The organism is Streptomyces sp. NPDC025651, assembly GCF_055558735.1.
Map to the genome: position 1 here is coordinate 96,911 of NZ_JBVHLZ010000017.1, position 18,935 is coordinate 115,845.

At 71.9% G+C, this 18,935-nt stretch carries 19 protein-coding genes and 1 pseudogene; 10 read left to right on the forward strand and 10 right to left on the reverse strand.

Translation table 11 applies throughout. The features are described 5' to 3' along the window. Positions 1 to 73 precede the first annotated feature (73 nt). On the forward strand, positions 74 to 1,300 hold the full coding sequence (locus ACZ4D5_RS39670; protein WP_467777351.1) for a cation:proton antiporter domain-containing protein: 1,227 nt from the start codon (positions 74 to 76) through the stop codon (positions 1,298 to 1,300). 128 nt (positions 1,301 to 1,428) lie between these two features. Here ACZ4D5_RS39670 and ACZ4D5_RS39675 read toward each other — a convergent pair whose 3' ends face one another. Further along, positions 1,429 to 2,037: a TerD family protein gene (locus ACZ4D5_RS39675; protein WP_467777352.1), complete on the reverse strand. Its 609-nt coding sequence runs from the start codon at positions 2,035 to 2,037 to the stop codon at positions 1,429 to 1,431. A gap of 171 nt (positions 2,038 to 2,208) precedes the next feature. Next, the gene (locus tag ACZ4D5_RS39680; RefSeq protein ID WP_467777353.1) at positions 2,209 to 3,999 is read right to left on the reverse strand and encodes an ABC transporter ATP-binding protein; all 1,791 of its coding nucleotides are present in this window, start codon (positions 3,997 to 3,999) and stop codon (positions 2,209 to 2,211) included. 425 nt (positions 4,000 to 4,424) lie between these two features. Between ACZ4D5_RS39680 and ACZ4D5_RS39685 the strand changes: the two genes are divergently transcribed. The 3 genes from ACZ4D5_RS39685 to ACZ4D5_RS39695 all read left to right on the forward strand — a co-directional run bounded on the left by ACZ4D5_RS39685 (position 4,425) and on the right by ACZ4D5_RS39695 (position 8,816). Next, on the forward strand, positions 4,425 to 5,234 hold the full coding sequence (locus ACZ4D5_RS39685; RefSeq protein WP_467777354.1) for an SDR family oxidoreductase: 810 nt from the start codon (positions 4,425 to 4,427) through the stop codon (positions 5,232 to 5,234). 212 nt (positions 5,235 to 5,446) lie between these two features. Continuing rightward, complete coding sequence (locus ACZ4D5_RS39690; protein ID WP_467777409.1) at positions 5,447 to 6,730, forward strand: ATP-grasp domain-containing protein; 1,284 nt, start codon at positions 5,447 to 5,449, stop codon at positions 6,728 to 6,730. A gap of 49 nt (positions 6,731 to 6,779) precedes the next feature. Beyond that, positions 6,780 to 8,816, forward strand: coding sequence for a CocE/NonD family hydrolase (locus tag ACZ4D5_RS39695; RefSeq protein ID WP_467777355.1), 2,037 nt, complete (start codon positions 6,780 to 6,782; stop codon positions 8,814 to 8,816). A 129-nt stretch (positions 8,817 to 8,945) separates the two neighbouring features. Here the strand turns inward: ACZ4D5_RS39695 and ACZ4D5_RS39700 are convergent, their stop codons facing one another. From ACZ4D5_RS39700 to ACZ4D5_RS39725, 6 genes and pseudogenes are all read right to left on the reverse strand, one after another. Then, positions 8,946 to 10,022: an iron-containing redox enzyme family protein gene (locus tag ACZ4D5_RS39700; RefSeq protein ID WP_467777356.1), complete on the reverse strand. Its 1,077-nt coding sequence runs from the start codon at positions 10,020 to 10,022 to the stop codon at positions 8,946 to 8,948. Beyond that, positions 10,019 to 10,273 (reverse strand): CDGSH iron-sulfur domain-containing protein, encoded by a 255-nt coding sequence (locus ACZ4D5_RS39705; RefSeq protein ID WP_467777357.1) that lies wholly within the window; start codon positions 10,271 to 10,273, stop codon positions 10,019 to 10,021. The genes ACZ4D5_RS39700 and ACZ4D5_RS39705 overlap by 4 nt, the downstream gene beginning before the upstream one ends. Continuing rightward, positions 10,257 to 10,952: a HemK2/MTQ2 family protein methyltransferase gene (locus tag ACZ4D5_RS39710; RefSeq protein ID WP_467777358.1), complete on the reverse strand. Its 696-nt coding sequence runs from the start codon at positions 10,950 to 10,952 to the stop codon at positions 10,257 to 10,259. Before ACZ4D5_RS39710 ends, ACZ4D5_RS39705 begins: the two co-directional genes overlap by 17 nt. Before the next feature lie 31 nt (positions 10,953 to 10,983). Next, positions 10,984 to 11,472: a hypothetical protein gene (locus ACZ4D5_RS39715; protein WP_467777413.1), complete on the reverse strand. Its 489-nt coding sequence runs from the start codon at positions 11,470 to 11,472 to the stop codon at positions 10,984 to 10,986. A gap of 149 nt (positions 11,473 to 11,621) precedes the next feature. Next, positions 11,622 to 11,834: pseudogene (locus tag ACZ4D5_RS39720) on the reverse strand (Ppx/GppA phosphatase family protein); the annotation flags it as partial. Between the two features lie 58 nt (positions 11,835 to 11,892). Next, entirely contained in the window at positions 11,893 to 12,753 is an 861-nt protein-coding gene (locus ACZ4D5_RS39725) for a DUF72 domain-containing protein (protein WP_467777359.1), read from the reverse strand. Positions 12,754 to 12,919: 166 nt separating this feature from the next. Between ACZ4D5_RS39725 and ACZ4D5_RS39730 the strand changes: the two genes are divergently transcribed. Next, positions 12,920 to 13,183 carry a GlsB/YeaQ/YmgE family stress response membrane protein gene (locus ACZ4D5_RS39730; protein ID WP_467777360.1) on the forward strand — a complete coding sequence of 88 codons (264 nt, stop codon included), beginning with the start codon at positions 12,920 to 12,922 and terminating at the stop codon, positions 13,181 to 13,183. Here ACZ4D5_RS39730 and ACZ4D5_RS39735 read toward each other — a convergent pair. Continuing rightward, the gene (locus tag ACZ4D5_RS39735; protein WP_467777361.1) at positions 13,167 to 13,583 is read right to left on the reverse strand and encodes an ATP-binding protein; all 417 of its coding nucleotides are present in this window, start codon (positions 13,581 to 13,583) and stop codon (positions 13,167 to 13,169) included. The genes ACZ4D5_RS39730 and ACZ4D5_RS39735 overlap by 17 nt on opposite strands. Before the next feature lie 539 nt (positions 13,584 to 14,122). On the opposite strand from ACZ4D5_RS39735, the gene ACZ4D5_RS39740 reads away from it, so the two are divergent. The 5 genes from ACZ4D5_RS39740 to ACZ4D5_RS39760 all read left to right on the forward strand — a co-directional run bounded on the left by ACZ4D5_RS39740 (position 14,123) and on the right by ACZ4D5_RS39760 (position 18,406). Next, positions 14,123 to 15,352 carry an MFS transporter gene (locus tag ACZ4D5_RS39740; protein ID WP_467777362.1) on the forward strand — a complete coding sequence of 410 codons (1,230 nt, stop codon included), beginning with the start codon at positions 14,123 to 14,125 and terminating at the stop codon, positions 15,350 to 15,352. After that, on the forward strand, positions 15,345 to 16,079 hold the full coding sequence (locus ACZ4D5_RS39745) for a TSUP family transporter (RefSeq protein WP_467777363.1): 735 nt from the start codon (positions 15,345 to 15,347) through the stop codon (positions 16,077 to 16,079). The genes ACZ4D5_RS39740 and ACZ4D5_RS39745 overlap by 8 nt, the downstream gene beginning before the upstream one ends. A 260-nt stretch (positions 16,080 to 16,339) precedes the next feature. Continuing rightward, complete coding sequence (locus ACZ4D5_RS39750) at positions 16,340 to 17,671, forward strand: ATP-grasp domain-containing protein (RefSeq protein ID WP_467777364.1); 1,332 nt, start codon at positions 16,340 to 16,342, stop codon at positions 17,669 to 17,671. After that, entirely contained in the window at positions 17,668 to 17,946 is a 279-nt protein-coding gene (locus ACZ4D5_RS39755; RefSeq protein ID WP_467777365.1) for a flavin reductase family protein, read from the forward strand. The genes ACZ4D5_RS39750 and ACZ4D5_RS39755 overlap by 4 nt, the downstream gene beginning before the upstream one ends. A 262-nt stretch (positions 17,947 to 18,208) precedes the next feature. Continuing rightward, positions 18,209 to 18,406: a hypothetical protein gene (locus tag ACZ4D5_RS39760; protein ID WP_467777366.1), complete on the forward strand. Its 198-nt coding sequence runs from the start codon at positions 18,209 to 18,211 to the stop codon at positions 18,404 to 18,406. Positions 18,407 to 18,468: 62 nt separating this feature from the next. Here the strand turns inward: ACZ4D5_RS39760 and ACZ4D5_RS39765 are convergent, their stop codons facing one another. Further along, positions 18,469 to 18,669: a hypothetical protein gene (locus tag ACZ4D5_RS39765; RefSeq protein ID WP_467777410.1), complete on the reverse strand. Its 201-nt coding sequence runs from the start codon at positions 18,667 to 18,669 to the stop codon at positions 18,469 to 18,471. Positions 18,670 to 18,935: the final 266 nt, after the last annotated feature.

The window sequence follows — 18,935 nt, forward strand, 5'->3', positions numbered from 1 at the left end:
CGTCAGGGGCCGGTCCGCCCGTGCGGACCGGCCCCTGATGAGGGAACCTGAAACCCCCTGAACCGGAATGCACATGTCCTTCGTCCTGATCGTGATCACTGCCGTGGCCGCCGGGTGGTCGCTCGTCGCCCGGTGGCTGGAGCGCGGGCATGTCAGGGCCCCGCTGGTCCTGGTCCTCGCGGGAGTGGTCACCGGCCTGTTCACACACAGCCAGATCGCGGCCACCCTCAACTCCGAGACCGCCCAGCACGTGGCCGAGGTCATCCTGGCCGTCCTGTTGTTCGTCGACGCCACCGAACTGCCGGGCGGCCGCCTGTTCGGCAACAACCCCGGCGCGACCGCCCGCACCCTGCTGGTGGCGCTGCCGCTGAGCCTGGCCGCGACGGTCGGCCTCGGCGCGCTGCTGCTGCCCGCGGCGCCCGCGGTGATCCTGCTGCTCATCGCCTGCATCATCGTGCCGACCGACTTCGCACCGGCCGAGACCCTGGTACGGGACACGCGCATCGCGGCACGTGTCCGCGACGTCCTCAACGTGGAGAGCGGCTACAACGACGGCATCGTCTCGCCCCTCTTCCTGTTCGCCCTCATCCTGGCGGGCGCGAACTCGCAGGCCCGCACGCCCGCGCAGGCGCTGGGCACGGCCGTCCCGTTCGCCGTGAAGGCACTGGTCGTCGGCGTGATCCTGGGCTCCCTGCTCGCGTGGCTGATGAACGCGGCCGACCGCAGGCACTGGACGACCGGTCAGTCCCGCCGCATCCTCGTCCTGGTCGCGCCCCTGCTCGCGTACACCGTGACGGTGGCGGCCGGCGGCAACGGCTTCGTCGCCTCGTTCGTCTGCGGCATCGCCTTCCGGTACGTCCGTCAGGCGCCGGCCCGCCGACGAGGTGCCCACGCCCCCGACGCCTCGGACTTCCTCCTCGTCGAGGACACCGCCTCGATCATGACCATGTGCATGTGGTTCTTCTTCGGCAACGCCGTGGTACTCGCTCTGAGCGACGGCATCCACGCCCCGACCCTGCTGCTGTGTCTCGCCGCGCTGACCGTCCTGCGGATCGTTCCGGTCCTGTTCGCCTTCCTCGGCTCGGACTTCACCTGGCGCGAACGCCTCATGGTCGGGGCCCTCGGACCGCGCGGCACCACCTCGATCGTGTTCGGCCTGCTCGCCTTCAACGCCCTGCCCGAGGGCGTCGACGCGGACACCGCCCTGTACGCCATGACCATCACCGTGCTCGGCAGCGTGCTGCTCCACGGCATCGGATCGGTGCCCATCGCCCGTCTTCTGACGGGCCGACCGAGGTGACAGTCCCGTCCGTGACCAGGCCGCTGCCCGTGCGGTCGTCAGTTCCTGACGGAGCGTCTCCAGGGTCCGGTGGAGCGTGCTCCTGAAAGTCCTCCCGCGCCGCGAACCGTCGGGAGGTGGCAAGGCGCTCAGCCGTGGCGCCGGCGCTCGATGGCCTGGAGGAGGTCCGCGAAGGTGGTGCAGGTCGCCGGTTCACCGAGGGCCGTCATGGTCCACTCGGCTCCTGCCGTGCGGGCCAGGTCCGCCAGGATCAGCGCCGTGTGGGGGCCCTGGGCGGGGAGGGTGTACCGGGCCGGTTCGAGCCCCCGGCTCTCGTCGACGAGTCGGCAGTGCGCGGTGCGGACCGTCTCGAAGGTGCTGCCGTCGAAGGTGCTGCCGTCGAAGGAGCCGACGGCGAAGACGATGCGGTCCGCGTGGGGCGGCAGCCGGGACAGACGGACGAAGAACGCCTCCGTGTCCGCCTCACCGGCAGCGTCCTGCGCCGTCAGACAGGTGCTGTGCTCGATGGACTCGTCCGGGTTGCCGGGGTTCTCGGCGAACAGCGCGTCGAGGAACCTGCCGCGGCTGTGGAGGACGGCGAAGGTGCCGAGGCGGCCGCGGCGACGCAGCCCGAGGGCGCCGAGCAGCCCGGGGCGGGGAGCCGGCTGCCAGCCGATGCCCATGCTGATCAGGTTGAGCGGGCGGCCGTCCGGCCCGTTGAGTGGGACCTGCTGGCCCTTGGCCATGAGTACGGGCACGGGAACTCCAGTGCGGGGTGGCTGACCGGGTGAGGGGAGCGCGCCGCCTGGCGGCAGGAGCGCTGTCCTCAGCCTCACCAGGTGCGCGACTGCCCGGTATCCGGCGGCTGTCCGGGGCCACCCCGCCGTGCGGCGGGTCCGCCCCCGCCGCACGGCGGGGGCCGGACCCGTTCACCCGCGGGGACGTCCTGTCGAGGTCAGGAGCCGGGTCCCCGCGAGCCGCGCGTACAGCTCGTCGCTCTCCACCAGCTCCTCGTGGGTGCCGACCGCGCGAACCCGGCCCGCCTCCATGACGACGATCCGGTCGGCGTCCGTCACCGTCGACAGCCGGTGGGCCACCACCAGGACGGTGGTCTCCCGTGCCGCCTCGGCGATGACGTCCCGCAACGCCGACTCGTTGACGGCGTCGAGCTGCGAGGTCGCCTCGTCCAGGAGCAGCAGGCGGGGCCTGCGCAGCAGCGCGCGGGCGATGGCGACGCGCTGACGCTCACCGCCGGACAGCTTCGAGCCCCGGTGCCCGACCAGGGTGTCCAGGCCGTGCGGCAGCCGTTCGACGAGGGCGTCGAGCCGGGTCCGGGCCACCACCTCGCGGATCTCGTCGTCGCGCGCGCCCGGCGCGGCGAAGACCAGGTTCTCGCGCAGCGTGCCGGCCAGCACCGGCGCGTCCTGCTCGACGTACCCGATGACGGACCGCAGCTCGGACAGCGGCCACTCGGTCACGTCCCGGCCGTCGACAAGGACCCGGCCGCCCGTCGCCTCGTAGAACCGCTCGACGAGCGCGAAGAGCGTCGACTTGCCCGCGCCCGAGGGGCCGACGAAGGCCGTCATCCCGCCGCCGGGCACCTCGAAGTCCACCCGCCGGTGGATCTCCGGAAGGCCGGACCCGTAACGGAAGGACACCCCCTCGAAGCGGACCGACGCCGGACCGGGCCGTACGTCCTCGGTCGCCACGCGCCGCTCCCTCGGCTCCGTCGCCAGGCCGTCCACCTGCGCGATCCGGGCAATCGCGGCTGCGCCCTCCTGGTAGTGGGTGGCGGCGTCGACCAGCTTGTACACCGGCTCCATCAGGAAGAAGAGGTACAGCAGGAACGCGATCAGCGTGGACACCGGCATATCGCCGGACGCCACCCGCGCACCGCCCACGGCGAGCACCGCGAGGAACGCCAGCTCGACGGCGAGGTTGTCCGCCGTGCCCAGCAGGGCCTCCCACTTCGCGCCGCGCACGCCATGACGCCACGCCCTGCGCGCCGCCGCGTCGACGCGCGCGGTCTCCCTTTCCTGCGCGCCCGACGCCTTCACCGTACGGAACGCGCCGAAGACCCGTTCCAGGCCGGTGGACATCTCGCCGACCGCCGCCTGCGCACGCTCGGCGGCCTGCCCGATCCTCGGCATCACCAGGGCGGCAGCCACACCGACGAGGGCGACCACGCCGAGCGTGACGGCGAGCAGCACGGCATCGAGGAACGCCATCACCACGACCGCCGCCACCAGGGTGACCGTGCCGGTCGCGGCATGGACCACCGCCTGGGTGCTGACCGCCCGCAACAGCGTGGTGTCGGAGGTCACCCGCGACATCAGATCGCCCGGCTGCATCCGGTCCACCTCCGCGAGGCGCAGCCGCAGCATCCGCCCGATGAGGCTCCGGCGGGCGGCGAGCACCACCGACTCGGCGGTCCTCTCCAGCACGTAGGCGCCGAACGCCTCGGCCACCATGCTCAGCAGGACCAGCACCGTCATGGCCAGCAGGACGGTGCCGATCGTGCCACCGGACGAGAGGCGGTCGACCAGTGTCTTCGTGGCCAGCGGCTGCACCAGCCCACCGGCGGACCCGACCAGCGCCAACAGCAGCCCGAGCACGACAGGCCACCGGTGCGGACGGATGTGCCCGTACAGCACCCTGAGCGTCTCGCGCGTGCGCGGGGACTCGGCACCCGTCTCCTCCGGGCCGGATGCGGTGTTCACAGGGTTCCTTTCCTACGTGGTCTGACGCGCACGGTGGTGTGCCACCAGCCTGGGATCGTGGGCATCCCGCCGACCATCCGGCGATCGTCGGGTCGACCCCCGCCGGGTGGCTGGAACAACAACCGGCCCTGGACGGGTTCGAGGGGCCTGGTGAAGCAGCCGTCGTTCACGGCCGGTTCTTCGAAGAGCTGGTCCGCCTGGCTCGTATGGGCCTTCGGTACGGAGGCCCCGGGCGCGTCGTCGAAGGCGGGTGTGTTTCGGTGGGCGCGCCTGGGTTACGCGGAGGGCGCCTTTATACGTGTGATCTGGAGATCAGGCTGATGACTGACGCGCGTGATGTTCCTTCCGCCCGGCCGGACGGGGCCGGTGAGCCGGCGCCGCCGTATCGGTTCGAGCGCCAGCCGCGACCCGGCCTGGAGTCGAAGATGTCGACGCCGCCCCGCTACATGGCGCCGCGCTGTCGCGGGTCGGACAAACTGCGGGACAAGGTCGCGCTGATCACCGGTGGCGACTCGGGCATCGGCAGGTCCGTGGCGGTGCTGTACGCCCGTGAGGGCGCCGACGTGGCGATCGTGTATCTGCCCGAGGAGCAGGAAGACGCCGAGGAGACCCGCAAGGCGGTCGAAGCCGAGGGGCGGCGGTGTCTGCTGATACCGGGTGACCTGTGTGATCCGGACTTCTGCCGGCACGCCGTCGAGTCGACGGTGGACACCCTGGGCGCGCTGAACGTCCTGGTGAGCAACGCGGCTCGCCTCAACAGCCAGAACGCGCTCGAGGACCTGAACTTCGAGGACTTCGACCTCGCGTTCAAGACGAACGTTTACGCCTACTTCCACCTCGTACAAGCTTCCCTGCCCCACCTGGAGCGGGGGGACGCGATCATCGCGACGGCGTCGGAGGAGGGCCTCAAGGGCAGCGACATGATGATGGACTACGCGGCATCGAAGGCCGCGCAGATCATCTTCACCAAGTCGATCGCCTCTCACCTGGCCAAACGCGGGATCCGCGCGAACGTCGTGGCTCCCGGCCCGACCTGGACCGTCCTGAACCTCGCCGGCCAGCGCTTCCCCGACGACTACCTGAAGGAGAACCTCGCTGCCGCGGACCCGTTGGGCCGCGCGGCCCAGCCGGAGGAACTCGCCCCGGCCTACGTCTACCTCGCCTCCGAAGCCGATTCCAGCTACACGATCGGCGAGACCATCGCGGTGACCGGCGGGATGACCGACAGCCGTTGAGCGGCCACGAGGGTCACCCGACGAACGGTGTCCTCGGGGCGTCGGTCTTCGGGCATGAGCTTCTGCGCACGCGCATGCTGCGGCTGCTTCGGGCGGCTCTGCGGCTGCCACGCATACGCACAACTCGTCGTGGGCACCCGGCGCCGGACCGGATCGTGGTTCCCACCGGCCCTGAAGGAGCACCTGTGAGCGAGGACATCTTCGTCATCGGTATGGACGAAGCGAATCTGCCGACGCTGCGTGCGGCCGGCGCCGGGCGCGGCTGCCGGTTCCACGGCCTGCTGAGCATCGAGGAGCTGCAGGGCGGAGAGGTCTCCGTGCCACACGTGCTCGACCGGGCCCGCCGCGTGCTCGATGCCTTCGACGGCACCATCGACGCGATCACGGGTTACTGGGACTTCCCCGTCTCCACCATGGTGCCGATCCTCGCCCGCGAGTACGGCACCCGCGCCACCGATCTGGCCTCGGTCGTCAAGTGCGAGCACAAGTACTGGAGCCGCCTGGAGCAGCGCGCGGGCGCCCCGGAGGCCGTTCCCGCGTTCGGCCGGGTGGACCTCGACGCGGACGAGCCGCGACTGCCCGAGGGCGTCTCCTACCCCCTGTGGTTGAAGCCCGCCCTCTCCTACTCCTCCGAGTTGGCCTTCGGCGTGCGGGACGAGGACGGCTTCCGCGCCGCCGTGCGGGAGATCCGTGCGGGCATCGGCCGCATCGGCCGCCCCTTCGAGTCCGTCATGGAGCGACTGGAACTGCCGCCCGACATGGCGGACGTCGGAAGCCTGGTCTGCCTCGCCGAGGAGTGCCTCACCGGTATCCAGGTCGCGGTGGAGGGCTACGTGCACCAGGGCGAGGTGACCGTCTACGGAGTCCTCGACTCCATCAACTACCCGGGCAGTTCCTCCTTCCTGCGCCACCAGTACCCCTCCGCGCTGCCGCAGCCGGTGATCGCGCGTCTGCACGACGTGTCCGAGCGGGTGATGCGCCGGATCGGCATGGACGGCGCGACCTTCTCGATCGAGTTCTTCTACGACCCGGGGACGGAGGCCGTGCGCATCCTGGAGATCAATCCGCGCCACTCCCAGTCGCACGCCGAGCTGTTCGACTTCGTGGACGGCGTGCCCAACCATCACTGCATGCTCGCCCTGGCCCGCGGCGAGGACCCGCGCATGCCGCACAGGGAAGGCCGCCACGCGATGGCCGCCAAGTGGTACCACCGCTGGTTCGCCGACGGTGTGGTGCGCGACGTGCCCAGCCGCGAGCGGCTGGACCAGATCGAACGCGACCTGCCCGGTGTCCGCGTCGACGTGGCGCCCAGGGAACGCCAGCGCCTGTCCGACCTGCCGCAGCAGGACAGCTACAGCTACGAGTTGGCGCACATCTTCACCGCCGGTGACAGCGAGGAGGAGCTGCGCGAGAAGTACGACCGCTGCGTGGCCGCCCTCGGCCTCTCGTTCGAGGACACCGCCCCGGCCGGCGACCCGCAGCCCGACCCGGCCTGAGCACCCACGCCCCCTGCCCTCGAAGCGAGGAAGGAGCCGGACCCCCTCCATGCGCACCATGAACGACCTCCCGCACACGGTCCGCGAGGAAGCCCACGTCCGTATCCCGATGTCCGACGGCGTGCTCCTGTCCGCCCACATCTGGCGCCCCGCCTCCGGCGACGGGAATCCTGTACCGGCGGTCCTGGAGTACATCCCCTACCGGAAGCGCGACCTGTCGTCGGTGCGCGACTCGATCCACCATCCCTATCTCGCCGGACACGGATACGCGTCCGTCCGCGTCGACCTGCGTGGCACAGGCGACTCCGAGGGCGTCCTGACCGACGAGTACCTGGAACGGGAACAGCAGGACGCCGAAGAGGTCCTCGCCTGGCTCGCCCAGCGCCCCTGGTGCGACGGCGGCACGGGCATGATGGGCATCTCCTGGGGAGCGTTCGCCGCGCTCCAGGTCGCCGCACGCCGCCCGCCGTCGCTCAAGGCGATCGCCATCGCCTCCTTCACCGACGACCGCTACGCCGACGACATGCACTACATGGGCGGGGCGCTCCTCTCCGACAGCCTGGCCGAAGCCGGCACCATGTTCGCCTACGGCACCTGCCCGCCCGACCCGGAGGTGGTCGGCGACCGGTGGCGCGACATGTGGCACGAACGCCTGGAACACACCCGCCCCTGGGTACTGGAATGGCTGCGGCACCAGCGCCGCGACGACTACTGGCGGCACGCCTCGGTCTGCGAGGACTACGCGGCCGTCCAGTGCCCGGTGCTGGCCTCCAGCGGATGGGCCGACGGCTACTCCAACGCGGTCACCCGTCTCCTCGCGCACCTCGACGTCCCCCGCAAGGGGCTGATCGGCCCGTGGTCGCACAAGTTCCCGCACCTGGGCGAACCCGGGCCCGCCATCGGATACCTCCAGGAGCTCGTACGCTGGTGGGACCACTGGCTCAAGGGCGCCGACAACGGCGTGATGGACGGGCCCATGCTGCGCACCTGGATGCAGGAGAGCGTGCCCCCCTCCACCTCCTACGCCGAGCGGCCGGGACGCTGGGTCGCCGAACCGACGTGGCCCTCGCCCCACGTGCACGAGCGCGTCCACCCGCTCACCCGGCACCGCATCGGGGCGCCGGAGTCCGACGACGGTGCCAACAGCGGCGTGCTGACGGTGCAATCGCCGCTGTCCGTGGGTCAGTTCGCCGGCAAGTGGGCCTCCTACAACGCACCGCCCGACCTGCCCTACGACCAGCGAGAGGAGGACGGCGGATCCCTCGTCTTCGAGACGGAGCCACTGCCCGAGACGCTGGAGATCCTCGGCTCGCCCCGGGTGGACCTGGAGGTGACGGCCGGCGAACCGGTCGCCATGGTCGCGGCCCGCCTCTCCGACGTGGCCCCTGACGGGCGCGCGACACGCGTCACGTACGGCCTGCTCAACCTGACGCGACGTGACGGCGGCGACGAACCCGAGGCGCTGCGGCCGGGCCGCCGGTACCGCGCCAGTGTGCACCTCAACAGCGTCGCCCAGGCGTTCCCCGCCGGCCACCGGGTCCGCCTGTCCCTGTCGACCTCCTACTGGCCGCTCGCCTGGCCGCCGCCACGACCGGTCCTGCTCGGCGTCCATGAAGGCACCAGCACGCTGGCCCTGCCGGTTCGCCCGGCGCGGGACGATGACGCCGCGCCGTCCGACGCGGACCCGTTCGGCCCGCCCGAGGGGGCCCCTCCGCTGCGCACCACCCAGGTCACCCCGCCGGAGCAGCGGTGGGAGGTGCGCCGCGAACTGGTCACGTACGGCTCCGTCCTGGAGATCGTCAAGGACGCCGGGACGGTCCGCTTCGACGACATCGACCTCGAGGTGGGGCGCCGGGCCGTCGAGCGGTACGGGGTCGTGGCCGACGACTTCGCCACCGCGACCGGCGAGTCCACCTGGACCATGCGTTTCCACCGGCGCGACTGGGACACGGAGATCGTCACCCACACCGAACTCTCCTGCGACGAGCGGGATTTCCACGTGTCGGCGACCCTGGACGCGTTCGAGGGACGGCGCCGGGTCTTCTCCCGGACGTGGAACGAGTCCGTCCCGCGCGACCTCCTGTGAGCGGGCGTCGAGGGGCCGGGCGTGGGATGTGAACGGCCACGTCGGACGGGGCCCGGGGCGCGACCGGGAGTCCGGTGCGGGCAGCCCTGGCGGCCCCCTCTGCGGTGGCCGCCGCCCGGACCGTCCGACTCACGGTGTATCTCCTTGCGGCGTTCTGCTCGTTCCCGGCAGGGGGTGCGGCAGCGCGCTCCTGCCCTGGCGCCATCGGGTCAACAGGTGTTCTCCGAGGCGGTCTTCGAGGAAACCGGTGGCGCTCACGCCGAAGGCGACGTCACCGTCGAGGGAGGGCTCGGCGTGCAGCAGGCCGTCGACGACCTCGTGGCGCACCACCTGTTCGTGCACCGCGTCGGCTTCCACGTGCTCGTCGTAGAACCGCTGGGCCGCCGGGCCTGCGCCCAGTCGCCGCAGGGCGTCGGCCAGTCGGCGCGAGCCGGGCGACGATGTGATCTCGACCGTCGCGAAATGGCCCACCAGGGCGCCGCGCAGGCTGCGGTGCAGACCGAACAGGGACATGACGTTGACCGTGGCGAGGGCGGCTGCCGGGGCGACGTCGAGGTAGTGGCCGTAGGCGGTCTCCAGGCCGAGGTCCCTCATCAGGTCCGCGAACAGCCCGGCATGAATGTCCTCGGCCCGGCCGGCCCCGAACTCGTCGTACTCGACGGCCACCATCGCGGCCTTGGCCCGGCCGTGCAGGCGAGGAACGACCCAGGCATGGGGGTCGGCTTCCTTGAGGTGGTAGAGCGAGCGCAGGGCGGCGTACTCCCTGAACTGCTCTGTGGTGCCGTCGCGTCGGAGATGGTGGCTCACGCTGGCGGCCTGGTGGCCGACGGGTTCGATCTGCAGGTCGGCCAGCGCCCGGGCGGCGTCCGTTCGCGGCGCCGCGTCGGCGCGCAGTGAGGTGAGGAAGCGATCCTCGAGCCGGCGTCGCAGCGCCAGCAGGACCGGATCCCACTCCAGTTCGGGATCGACGCCCTGAAACCCCTGGTAGTGGAGCTCGTAGAGCACGTACAGGGCGAGTTGGAGGTCTTCGCCGTACGGCTCCGCCGCGATGGTTCCGCGCTGTCGCACCGGGAGGCCGCCCGGGGCGCCCTCGCGCAGCGCGGCGATCACCTGACCGGACAACGTCCCCCGTGGAACGGGGAGTTCGGGCTCTTGAGCGCGTGATTCCGGCGGACGCGTCGGGGGCTTCCTCCGTACGAGGGTCATGTCTCCTCTCCTTCGGCTTCGGCGCGATCCGGCCGCCGGGGCGCGGCGGGTCCCTGCGGGGCTTTGCGGCGGTGGCTCGTGTCGCACCAGGGGAAGGTCCGGCTGCGTCGGCACGTGCAGATCGCGACCTGGAAACGGCTGGACTCGTGCACCACGCCGTCGCCGTCGGTCACCTCGACCGGGCCCTCCACGAGCAGGGGGCCCTCGCGGTCGATCTTGACGCGACGCGGGCGCTCAGAGGAGTTCGGCACGGATGACCACCAGCTCTTCCGTCGTCGCTTCCCTGTCGAGCAGACCCTGGGCGCAGAGCCAGTTCCGGCGTGCGCGCATCACCGGCCCGAAAGGCACGAAGGCCCGGTCGAGCACCGCCGCCTTCATGCCGAGTCCGTCGAGGCGCTCCAGGCTCTCGCCTTCGCCGCACAGCGCGGAGTGGACCATCAGCAGCGTGCCACCGAGGCGCAGGGTCCGTGCCGCGGCGGTGCAGACCCGGTCCACGACGGTGCGCCCCGCGCCCCCGCCCTCCCATGCCACCGCGGCGCCGCGCGGCGGCAGTGACGCCGGGGAGGGAACATAGGGCGGATTGCTCAGGACCAGGTCGAACGTGCCGAGACCCGGTGCCGCGCCGAGGTCGCCGTGCCGGACAGTGACGGCGGCGCCGTTGAGCAGGGCGTTCAGGCGCGTCGTCCACACCGCACGCCAGGAGATGTCGACCGCGGTCACCCGCGCCCCGTACCGGGCCGCGGCGAGGGCCAGCGCACCCGATCCCGTGCCCAGGTCCAGCACGGCGGTGTGCGGGTCGACGGGTTCGTGGCCGAGGGACCGCAGCAGGAGTGCGGTGTCGTCGTCGGGCTTGTACACGCCCCGAGGTGCCAGCAGACGGCGTCGGCGGGGCGACTGTGCTGCGTCCCCCGCCCTGGGCTGTGTCGTCATGCGGTGCTCACCACACCGGGGATCACGGAGATCAGAACCGGACCGTCCTCTCACCTTGCGTCGCGGCGCCACCATCGGCCACGTGGAGCGCGGCCTGACGCACCGTGCACGTACGGCGGCGGGAGTGCGTCGACGAGGAGGAGTGCCCAGATGACGACCGCTGAATCGCGGCGGCCCGGGTCGTCGCCTTCGCGGGCGGGCGCCGGGCTGGTGAGAGGGGGCACGCAGGGTTCGTCGCGGGCGCCAGGGCGTCCCACCAGTCGTCGCCCTCTTCCATGCGACGCAGGAGGATGCCCTCGCGCACGGCCCAGGGGCAGATGGTCAGCCGACCGGCACCCGTCCGCTTCAGGGCGATGTGCCCCGCGAGCGCTCCCGCGAGCGCCCCCGCGAGCGCCCCCGCGAGCGGCTGCTCGGCGCGGGGTCCGGTGATGCCCGGCAGCCGGGCGCGCTCCTCGGCGGGTGCCTCCGCCAGGAGGCGCACCGCCCGACCGAGATCCGTGCGGAGCAACTCGCGCCGCACGAAGGGTCCTTGATGTCCGGGGGCCGCGCCGCAGAGACGTGAGAGCTGTGGGGCCGGGCGGGTCCTGGCCGCGGAGGTGGGTGCGGGGCAGCCTCGACCTCGCCCGGCAACAGGCGCAGGCGCAGGCGCAGGTGTACGCCAGACTTCTGCCGCACTTTGTCGAGGACCTCCGCAACGTTCGGGGCGTCACGCACGACCGACGTGGCGAAGGCCGGCGGCTCGCCCGAACCCTGTTGCAGGGCTTCTTCCCGCGCGGCGGTCACGGCGTCCACCAGCCGGGCCACGGCGTCGGGCCCGACGGTGCTGTCGGACTCGACGAGTTGGGCCAGGCGCAGTCGTCGCCTGGCGGTGTGGACCGGCATGGGGGCTCCGTCCTCGGTGACCGGCGCCGAAGCGGTTCCTCTCCGGGACCGTCGCCGGTCACGCGCCCGAGTGCCCCGCGCGCAGCAGGCGGTTCATGTGCTCGGCGGCCCGCACCGAGGCGTCTCCGCAACAGTTGTTGAACAGCACGTGGACCAGCTCCGCCTGTCCGGCCAGTTCGCGCAACCGGGGCGCCCACGAAGCGAGTTCGTCCTCGGAGTACGCGTACCGGAAGCGGTCCTCCTTGCTCCCCCGCCCCCAGGAGGCGCTGCGTCCGTGGAACCGCACGACGGCCAGCCGTGACGTGGTCACGGGCGCGACGGGCGGCAGGGAGGAGGGGAGCCCCTGGGCCATGTCGACGGCGACGGCGGTCATGCCGTGGTCCGCGAGCAGAGCGCACGTCGACTCGGCCTGCTCCTCACGCCACCAGCCGGGATGCCGGAATTCCACAGCGACCGGCCAGCCGGCCGTACGTCGCGCGGTCTGCGCCAGGATCCGCTCGGCCCGGGCTCCGGGCCGCAGCCAGGGAGGGAACTGGAACAGCACGCTGCCGAGCCGTCCGGCCCGCCGCAACGGCCCCACTCCCTCGGCGAACCGCGACCACACCTCGTCGAGTACGCCGCCGTCCCGCGCGTCGGCCGGCAGCCCGCCCGGCATCATCGCCTCGCGTGTGGGGTGCCCGGTCAGCAACGAGAACGCCTTTACGTCAAAGGTGAATCCGCCCGGCGTGCGCTCCACCCACATCCGGCTGACCCGTTCCTGAGGCAGGGCGTAGTACGACGCGTCGGCCTCGACGACCGGGAACTGCCCGGCGTAGTACCGCAGTCGTCCCTCGGCATCGCGCTGCCCGGCCGGATACCAGCCGCTGCGCACCAGTGCCGGATCGGTCCACGAGCACGTGCCCACGAGGATGTCGCCCATGAGGGACCGGTACCCACGGGAAGCGGGCGGCGTGTGAAGGGAACCGCATGCCGGGTGGCTCGCCCGGCATGCCGACGGGGTCGCCGGATCCGGGAGAGGGGTGGATCCGTGCTGCCGGGGGACTCGGAGCACGACACGCTTCAGCAACGAGGAGAGGCGGACAGGAATGGAGATCTCGGGCATTCTCACCGCGATCGTGATCGGCGTCGTCATCGGAATCCTGGGCCGTCTGGTCCTCCCGGGCCGCCAGCACATCGGCATTCTGTGGACGATCCTCGTCGGCATCGCCGCCGCCCTCGTCGGTACGGCAATCGCCGGTGCGTTCGACGTCGCCGACACCAAGGGCATCGACTGGATCGAACTCGCCGTCCAGATCGGCCTGGCCGCCGTCGGGGTCGCCGGTGTGGAGCGGCTCAAGGGCCGACGCTGAACGAACGGCTCGCCCCCTGCCGAGAGGGCGAGCCGCAGGAACGCGGAGTCGCGAAGGCCAGGTGCGTGCGGTCGCCTCGGCTCGGCCCTGCCGCCTTCGCCTCAGTCGAACACGCGGCCGTGTGGAATCCCGCCTCGCACAGCACGAGGCGGTCGTCGGGCGTGTGCCAGACCTCCAGGTGGAAGGTGGTGCACCCGGGGGTGGGCAACGCGTCGAGGACCTCGCGCGTGTGGGTGATCAGACGGTCCGTCAGGGGACGGTCGCCGCTCGGCTGGGCCGAGCGGGTCAGGTCCTCGGGGCCGCGCAGGACCTGGGTGCCGGTGGAGCCGGAGCCCAGTGCCGGTTTCACCACCACGGGGTAGCCGTGCTCGCGGACGAAGCCGAGGAGGCCGAGGACCACGCGTCTCGGGGCGAACTCCGGTACCTCGATGCCGTTGCGGCGCGCAGCGGGTCGCTCTCCATGCGGGCGATCACCGCGTCGAGCCGGACGCGCAGGTCGAGGAGGTGCGGTCGTACGCCCGTACCGGCCCCCCACTTGTCGTACGGAGTGTCCGCGTAGTCGCTGTCCACAAAAGCCGGAACACGCCGTTCTGCTCCCGATTTCACCAGCGCCTCCCAGGGCTCCTGAAAAGCACGCGCTCGGAGAGCACGCACCCGGAAAGCACGCACCCGGGCGCGTGCGGGACCAAGGGGAGAGGCGTGAGCCCAGGTCAGGGCGGTCCTCGGACATACCTCGGCTTTACCTCGGAAAGATTGTTCTGCTCATTCCGACCCTGTAGGAAGGGCAAGGAACTCAAGATCTTGTTCTTGCGCGTGTACTGGCCATCTATGGGGGGAAGTTGAAGGACCGACGGAATCTCGCGAACGTGGCCGAGGTCAACTCCGCCCGCGAGATGGAGTTCGAGGACCAGGTCGCGTTCGACTTCGGGGCCGAGTGACGTGAAGCTCACCGCGGGCGGTCGCAGACTCGCCGCCGCAGCCCTCGTCCAGTCGCTCGGCATCGGCCTGTTCATGGCGAGCTCCATGGCGTACTTCACCCGGCAGGTCGACCTCTCGGCGAACCAGGTGGCCTCCGGGCTCGCCGTCGCCGGTGTGGTGGCCCTGGGGATCTCGCTGCTCGGCGGGGTCCTCGCCGACCGGTACGGGGCGCGACGGGTGCTCGCCGCCGTCTACCTGGGGCGTGGGGTGTGCTGCGCGGCGTACGTCTTCGTCACGGACTTCTGGCAGTTCATGGCCGTGACGCTGTGCGCGGTGGCGTGCGACAGGGCGGGGCCTCCGGTGCTCCAGGCCCTGGTCGCCGTGGCCGTGCCGGAGCGCCAGGAGCGCACGCGGCTGCTCGCGGTGGTCAACGTCGTCCGCAACTGCGGCCTCGGGGTCGGCGCGATGGCGGCGGGCGTCGCGCTCGTCGGCGACACCCAGGCCGCCTACCGGGTCACGCTGTTCGCCATCGGGCTCGCCTTCCTGGGCGGCGCCGTGCTCGTGCTCCGGGTGCCCGAACTGGCCGCGCCCGCGGCCGAAGCCACCCCGCAGGCGGCCGGGCGGCAGCCGGTCAGGAGCCGGGTGGTGCCCGACGCGCGCTATCTGACGCTGACCGGGCTCAACTTCCTGCTGTTCTTCTTCGACACGATGCTGCTCGTCGCGATGCCCGTGTGGATCCTGGAGCACACGGACGCCCCGCGGGCCACCGTGTCCGTGCTGTTCGTCCTGAACACCGTGCTCGTCGTGGTGCTGCAGATCCCGGTCAGCAGGCTGGCCACGGGCCAGCGGCGCACCACACGGATGCTGACGTGGACGGGGGCCGTGCTCGCGGTGAGCAGCCTGTGCTTCGCCGCGTCCGGCTCCGTCGGGGGCGGGCCGGCGGTGGCGTGGCTGGCCGCCGCCGTGGTGACGCTGTCCCTGGCCGAGGTGATCGCCAACTCCGCGGTGTGGGACCTGTCCATCGCCCTGGCCCCCGAGGAGCAGCGCGGGCACTATCTGTCCGTCTTCAACCTGAGCGTGGCCGGACAGCGGGTCCTCGGGCCGGTGATCGTCACCGGACTGCTGCTCGGCTCCGGGGCGCTCGGCTGGGTGGTGGCCGCCGCGGTGCTCGTGGTAGCGGGCGGCGCGGCCGAGCGGGTGGCCCGCGCGGCCGGGCGGCGGATGCGTACGGGGGTGCCCGTCGATGCCTGAACTGTCCGTCTGGGCCTTCGCGTCCGTCGCGGTGTTCTTCGGCGCACTCGTCCAGGGCAGCCTGGGCGTGGGCCTCGCCCTGGTGTCGGCGCCGGTGGTGCAGATCGCCGCGCCGGACCTCATGCCGGGGTCGCTGCTCCTCGTCGCCGCCGTCCTGGCCGCGCTCGGGGCGGTCAGGGAGATCTCGCACACCGACTGGTACGGCGTCTCCTGGGCGATGGCCGGGCGGGTCGTGGGCACGGCGGCGGCCTCGTCCGTGGTCCTGGTGGTCTCGGTGCCGACGCTCGACCTGCTCTCGGCGGGCATCACCCTGGGCGTCGTGTCCCTCCTCGCCTTCGACCCGGCCAGGCTGCCCAAGAACCGGGGCACCCTGATCGCCTCCGGCGCCGTGGCGGGGCTGACCGGGACGACGTCGTCCATCGGCGGGCCGTTCATCGCGCTCGTCTACCACCGGGAGTCCGGGCCCACGGTGCGCGGCACCCTCAATGTCTTCTACACGGCGGGGACGCTGCTCTCGCTCGCCTCCCTCACCGTCGTCGGCCGGCTGCCGCGCGAGCAACTGGCCTTCGGGACCCTGCTGTTGCCCGCCGTGGTGGTCGGGTTCGCGCTGTCGGGCCCGGTCCGGCGGCAGGTGGACGGCAGCGGCCGGATGCGCGGCGCGGTGCTCGCGGTCGTCGCGGCGCTCGTCCTGATCGTCCGGGGGCTGGTCGCGATCTTCGCGGGATGAGCGTGAGTGCGAGCAACAAGTACCGAGAGAGGAGCGGAACATCGCGGGTGGGTTTCGCGGGACTGGGGTCCATGGGCGGCGGGATGTGCCGTCGCCTCGCGGAGCGCGGGTTCGACGACGTCGCGTACGACGCCGACGCGGGCGTCGCCGCGGCGGCCGGTGAGCATCCGGGAGAAGGCACACGACGAACTGCCGGCAGGCGTCGACAACGTCGAGGTCGTGCGCTGGCCGGAGAACGCATCGGGACGGGAGCTGCGCGCATGACGCACAAGCACGAGAACGAGCATAAGTACGAGTACGAGTACGAGAACGAGCACGAGAACGCGCCGCGGATCGCGGTGATCGGCGGCCAGGTCGCCACCCTGAAGAAGGCGCGGCAGGCGGGATTCGACATCGTCTGGGTGTACGGCCCGCACGAACTCGACCCGGCGGGCTTGGAGTTGGTCGCCGAGGCCCACCTCACGGACTACCGCGACCCGCAGGCCGTCGCGGACCTTCTCGCCGCCGTGCACCGGCACCGGCCGCTCGCCCGGGTCATCTCGATGATCGAGGACGGCCTGGAGTCGGCGGCGGCCGCGACGACGGCGCTCGGCCTGCCGGGCACAGGGCTCGACACCGTCCGCGTGCTGCAGGACAAGCTGGCCTTCCGTGAACTGCTCGCCGACCGGGGCATCGAGGGGGTCGCCGCGCGCCTGGGGCACGACGAGGCCGACATCCGCGCCTTCGTCGACGCGTTCGGGCCCGCGGTGATCAAGCCCAGGTACGGCTCCGGCAGCCTGGGCGTGCGCCTGGTGCACGGCCCCGACGCGGTCCCCGAAGTCGCGGCCTGGGCAGCGGAGTTCGGGCTGCACACGTTCATCATGGAGCAGTACCTGCAGGGCCCCGAGTTCAGCGTGGAGGCCTTCAGCTTCGCGGGCGAGCATGTGGTCGTCGCGTACACGGCCAAGGAGAAGCTGGACTCGTTCGTCGAGGTCGGCCACATACAGCCGGCGGGCATCGACGAGGACACCACGGCCCGCATCGCGTCGCTCGTCGCCAGGATGCTGGACGCCGTGGGGGTCGAGGACGGCCCCTCGCACTCCGAGGTGATCGTCACTTCCGACGGCCCCCGACTGGTGGAGTCCCACAACCGGCGCGGCGGCGACCGGATCGCCGACCTGGCCACCGAGGTGTACGGCACCGACATCGACGCGCTGGCCTTCCTCTGGTACGCGGGCCGTACCGGGCCCATCACACCGGGACCGGCAAGGGGCGGCGGCGCCATCCGCTTCCTGACCGCCGAGCCCGGCATCGTCGAGTCCGTCACCGGGGCCGACGAAGTGCGCGCCGATCCACGGGTGGTGGCCCTGCAGCTCTCCGTCGCGCCCGGCGACACGGTGGCCCCCATCGCCTGGTCGTACGACCGGTCGGGGCTGCTCATGGTCCGGGGCGATTCGGCCGACGAGGCGCGCGCCCTGGCCCACGGGCTGGCCGGCCGGATCAGCATCAAGACCAGGCCCGACACGGCTGCGGGCGCCCCGCGCCCCATCGCGGCCGTGGCCCCGCGCCCCGAACGGCTGCTGGGCGCCACGCCCTCCGGGGCGGAGTCGTGACCACCGCGGCCACGCCCGACGGGCCCGTCGGGGTGACGATCACGTCGTTCACCTCGGCGAGCGCCGAACCGGCGCTCGTCTCCTTCGCGCTCGCCGAGACGTCCTCGCCCCGGGCCAGGGCCAAGGACTGCGAGAGGTTCGGGATCCAGCTGCTCGGCGCCGGCCGGCGCGAGGTGGCCGAGCGGTTCGCGGCCACGGGCGTCGACCGGTTCGTGCCGCCCACCCGTCGGCACACCGGCCCGCACGCGTTCGGCGAGCCGAGAGAGGTCATCTGAGGGGCATCCCTGCGCAGCCCTCTGGGCCCACGGCAGCGTGACGCTCTTGAACGTGACGTGACGACCGGCGAATCGGCCGACGGCGGCGTCCTGATCGGACCCGGCTCACAGTTCGTGATCAACGGGGCGTGAGGTTGATCGTTACCTCGCCCACGAACGGGTGATATGAGGCGTATCGGGGGATAGGCCTGGGGAGCCACGGAGCGGCTCGTGTCGGACAGCGAGTCGTCGAACAACTCAGCCGCAACAAAGGAGAGTTCCCATGCGCCGCTCCGCCGCCGTCATCCTCGGTGCCGTCTCACTGCTGGGCGTCCTCGCCGTGCCCGCGAGTGCCGTGCCGGATCCCGTCGCGACCGTCGACTGCGTGGCGCAGTCGGCCGGCGACGTCACGACACTCGTCGACCCCGCGAGCCCCGGGCTCCCGTCGGAGGTCCCGGGCGCGGCCTGCCTCGCCCCGTGACCTGAAGAGGAGGGCGGGGCGCCGGCCCCGCCCTCGGCGCGTCAGGTTCCGCCCTCGGTGCGTCAGTCCCACCGGTAGCCGTCCCCGAAGTTGAGGGTGTGCTCCAGCACGTCCTCCAGCGGGTCGTCGATCTGGCCGGTGTTGATCAGTGCGACCTTGGGCGCGTTGTGCGCGTTCGTGTGGGTCTCGTCGGCGTGCGCCGTGCCGGAGCACAGGACGGCGGGCGCGGCCGCCATCGCCGCGACCAGCGCCCAACGGGACATTGCCTGCACCCAACTGCCGTTCACTGCAGCCTCCTTGGACCGTGCGGGTACGGGCCGCCGACCGCGGCTCGTTCTCACCGTGTGTAACCCCGACGCGACCTAGAAGTCACCGACGATCATACGAAAGGGTCGTCGGATGCGCGGGACGGCCCGGAAGGGGCTAGCCTCGCTCTTCTCCCGGCTCGGCTCCGTACGCTCCGTGCTCTCTGTGTTCTCCGTACGCTCTGTGCTCCCCGAGCTTTCGCCGTACTCCTCGACCATTCCAA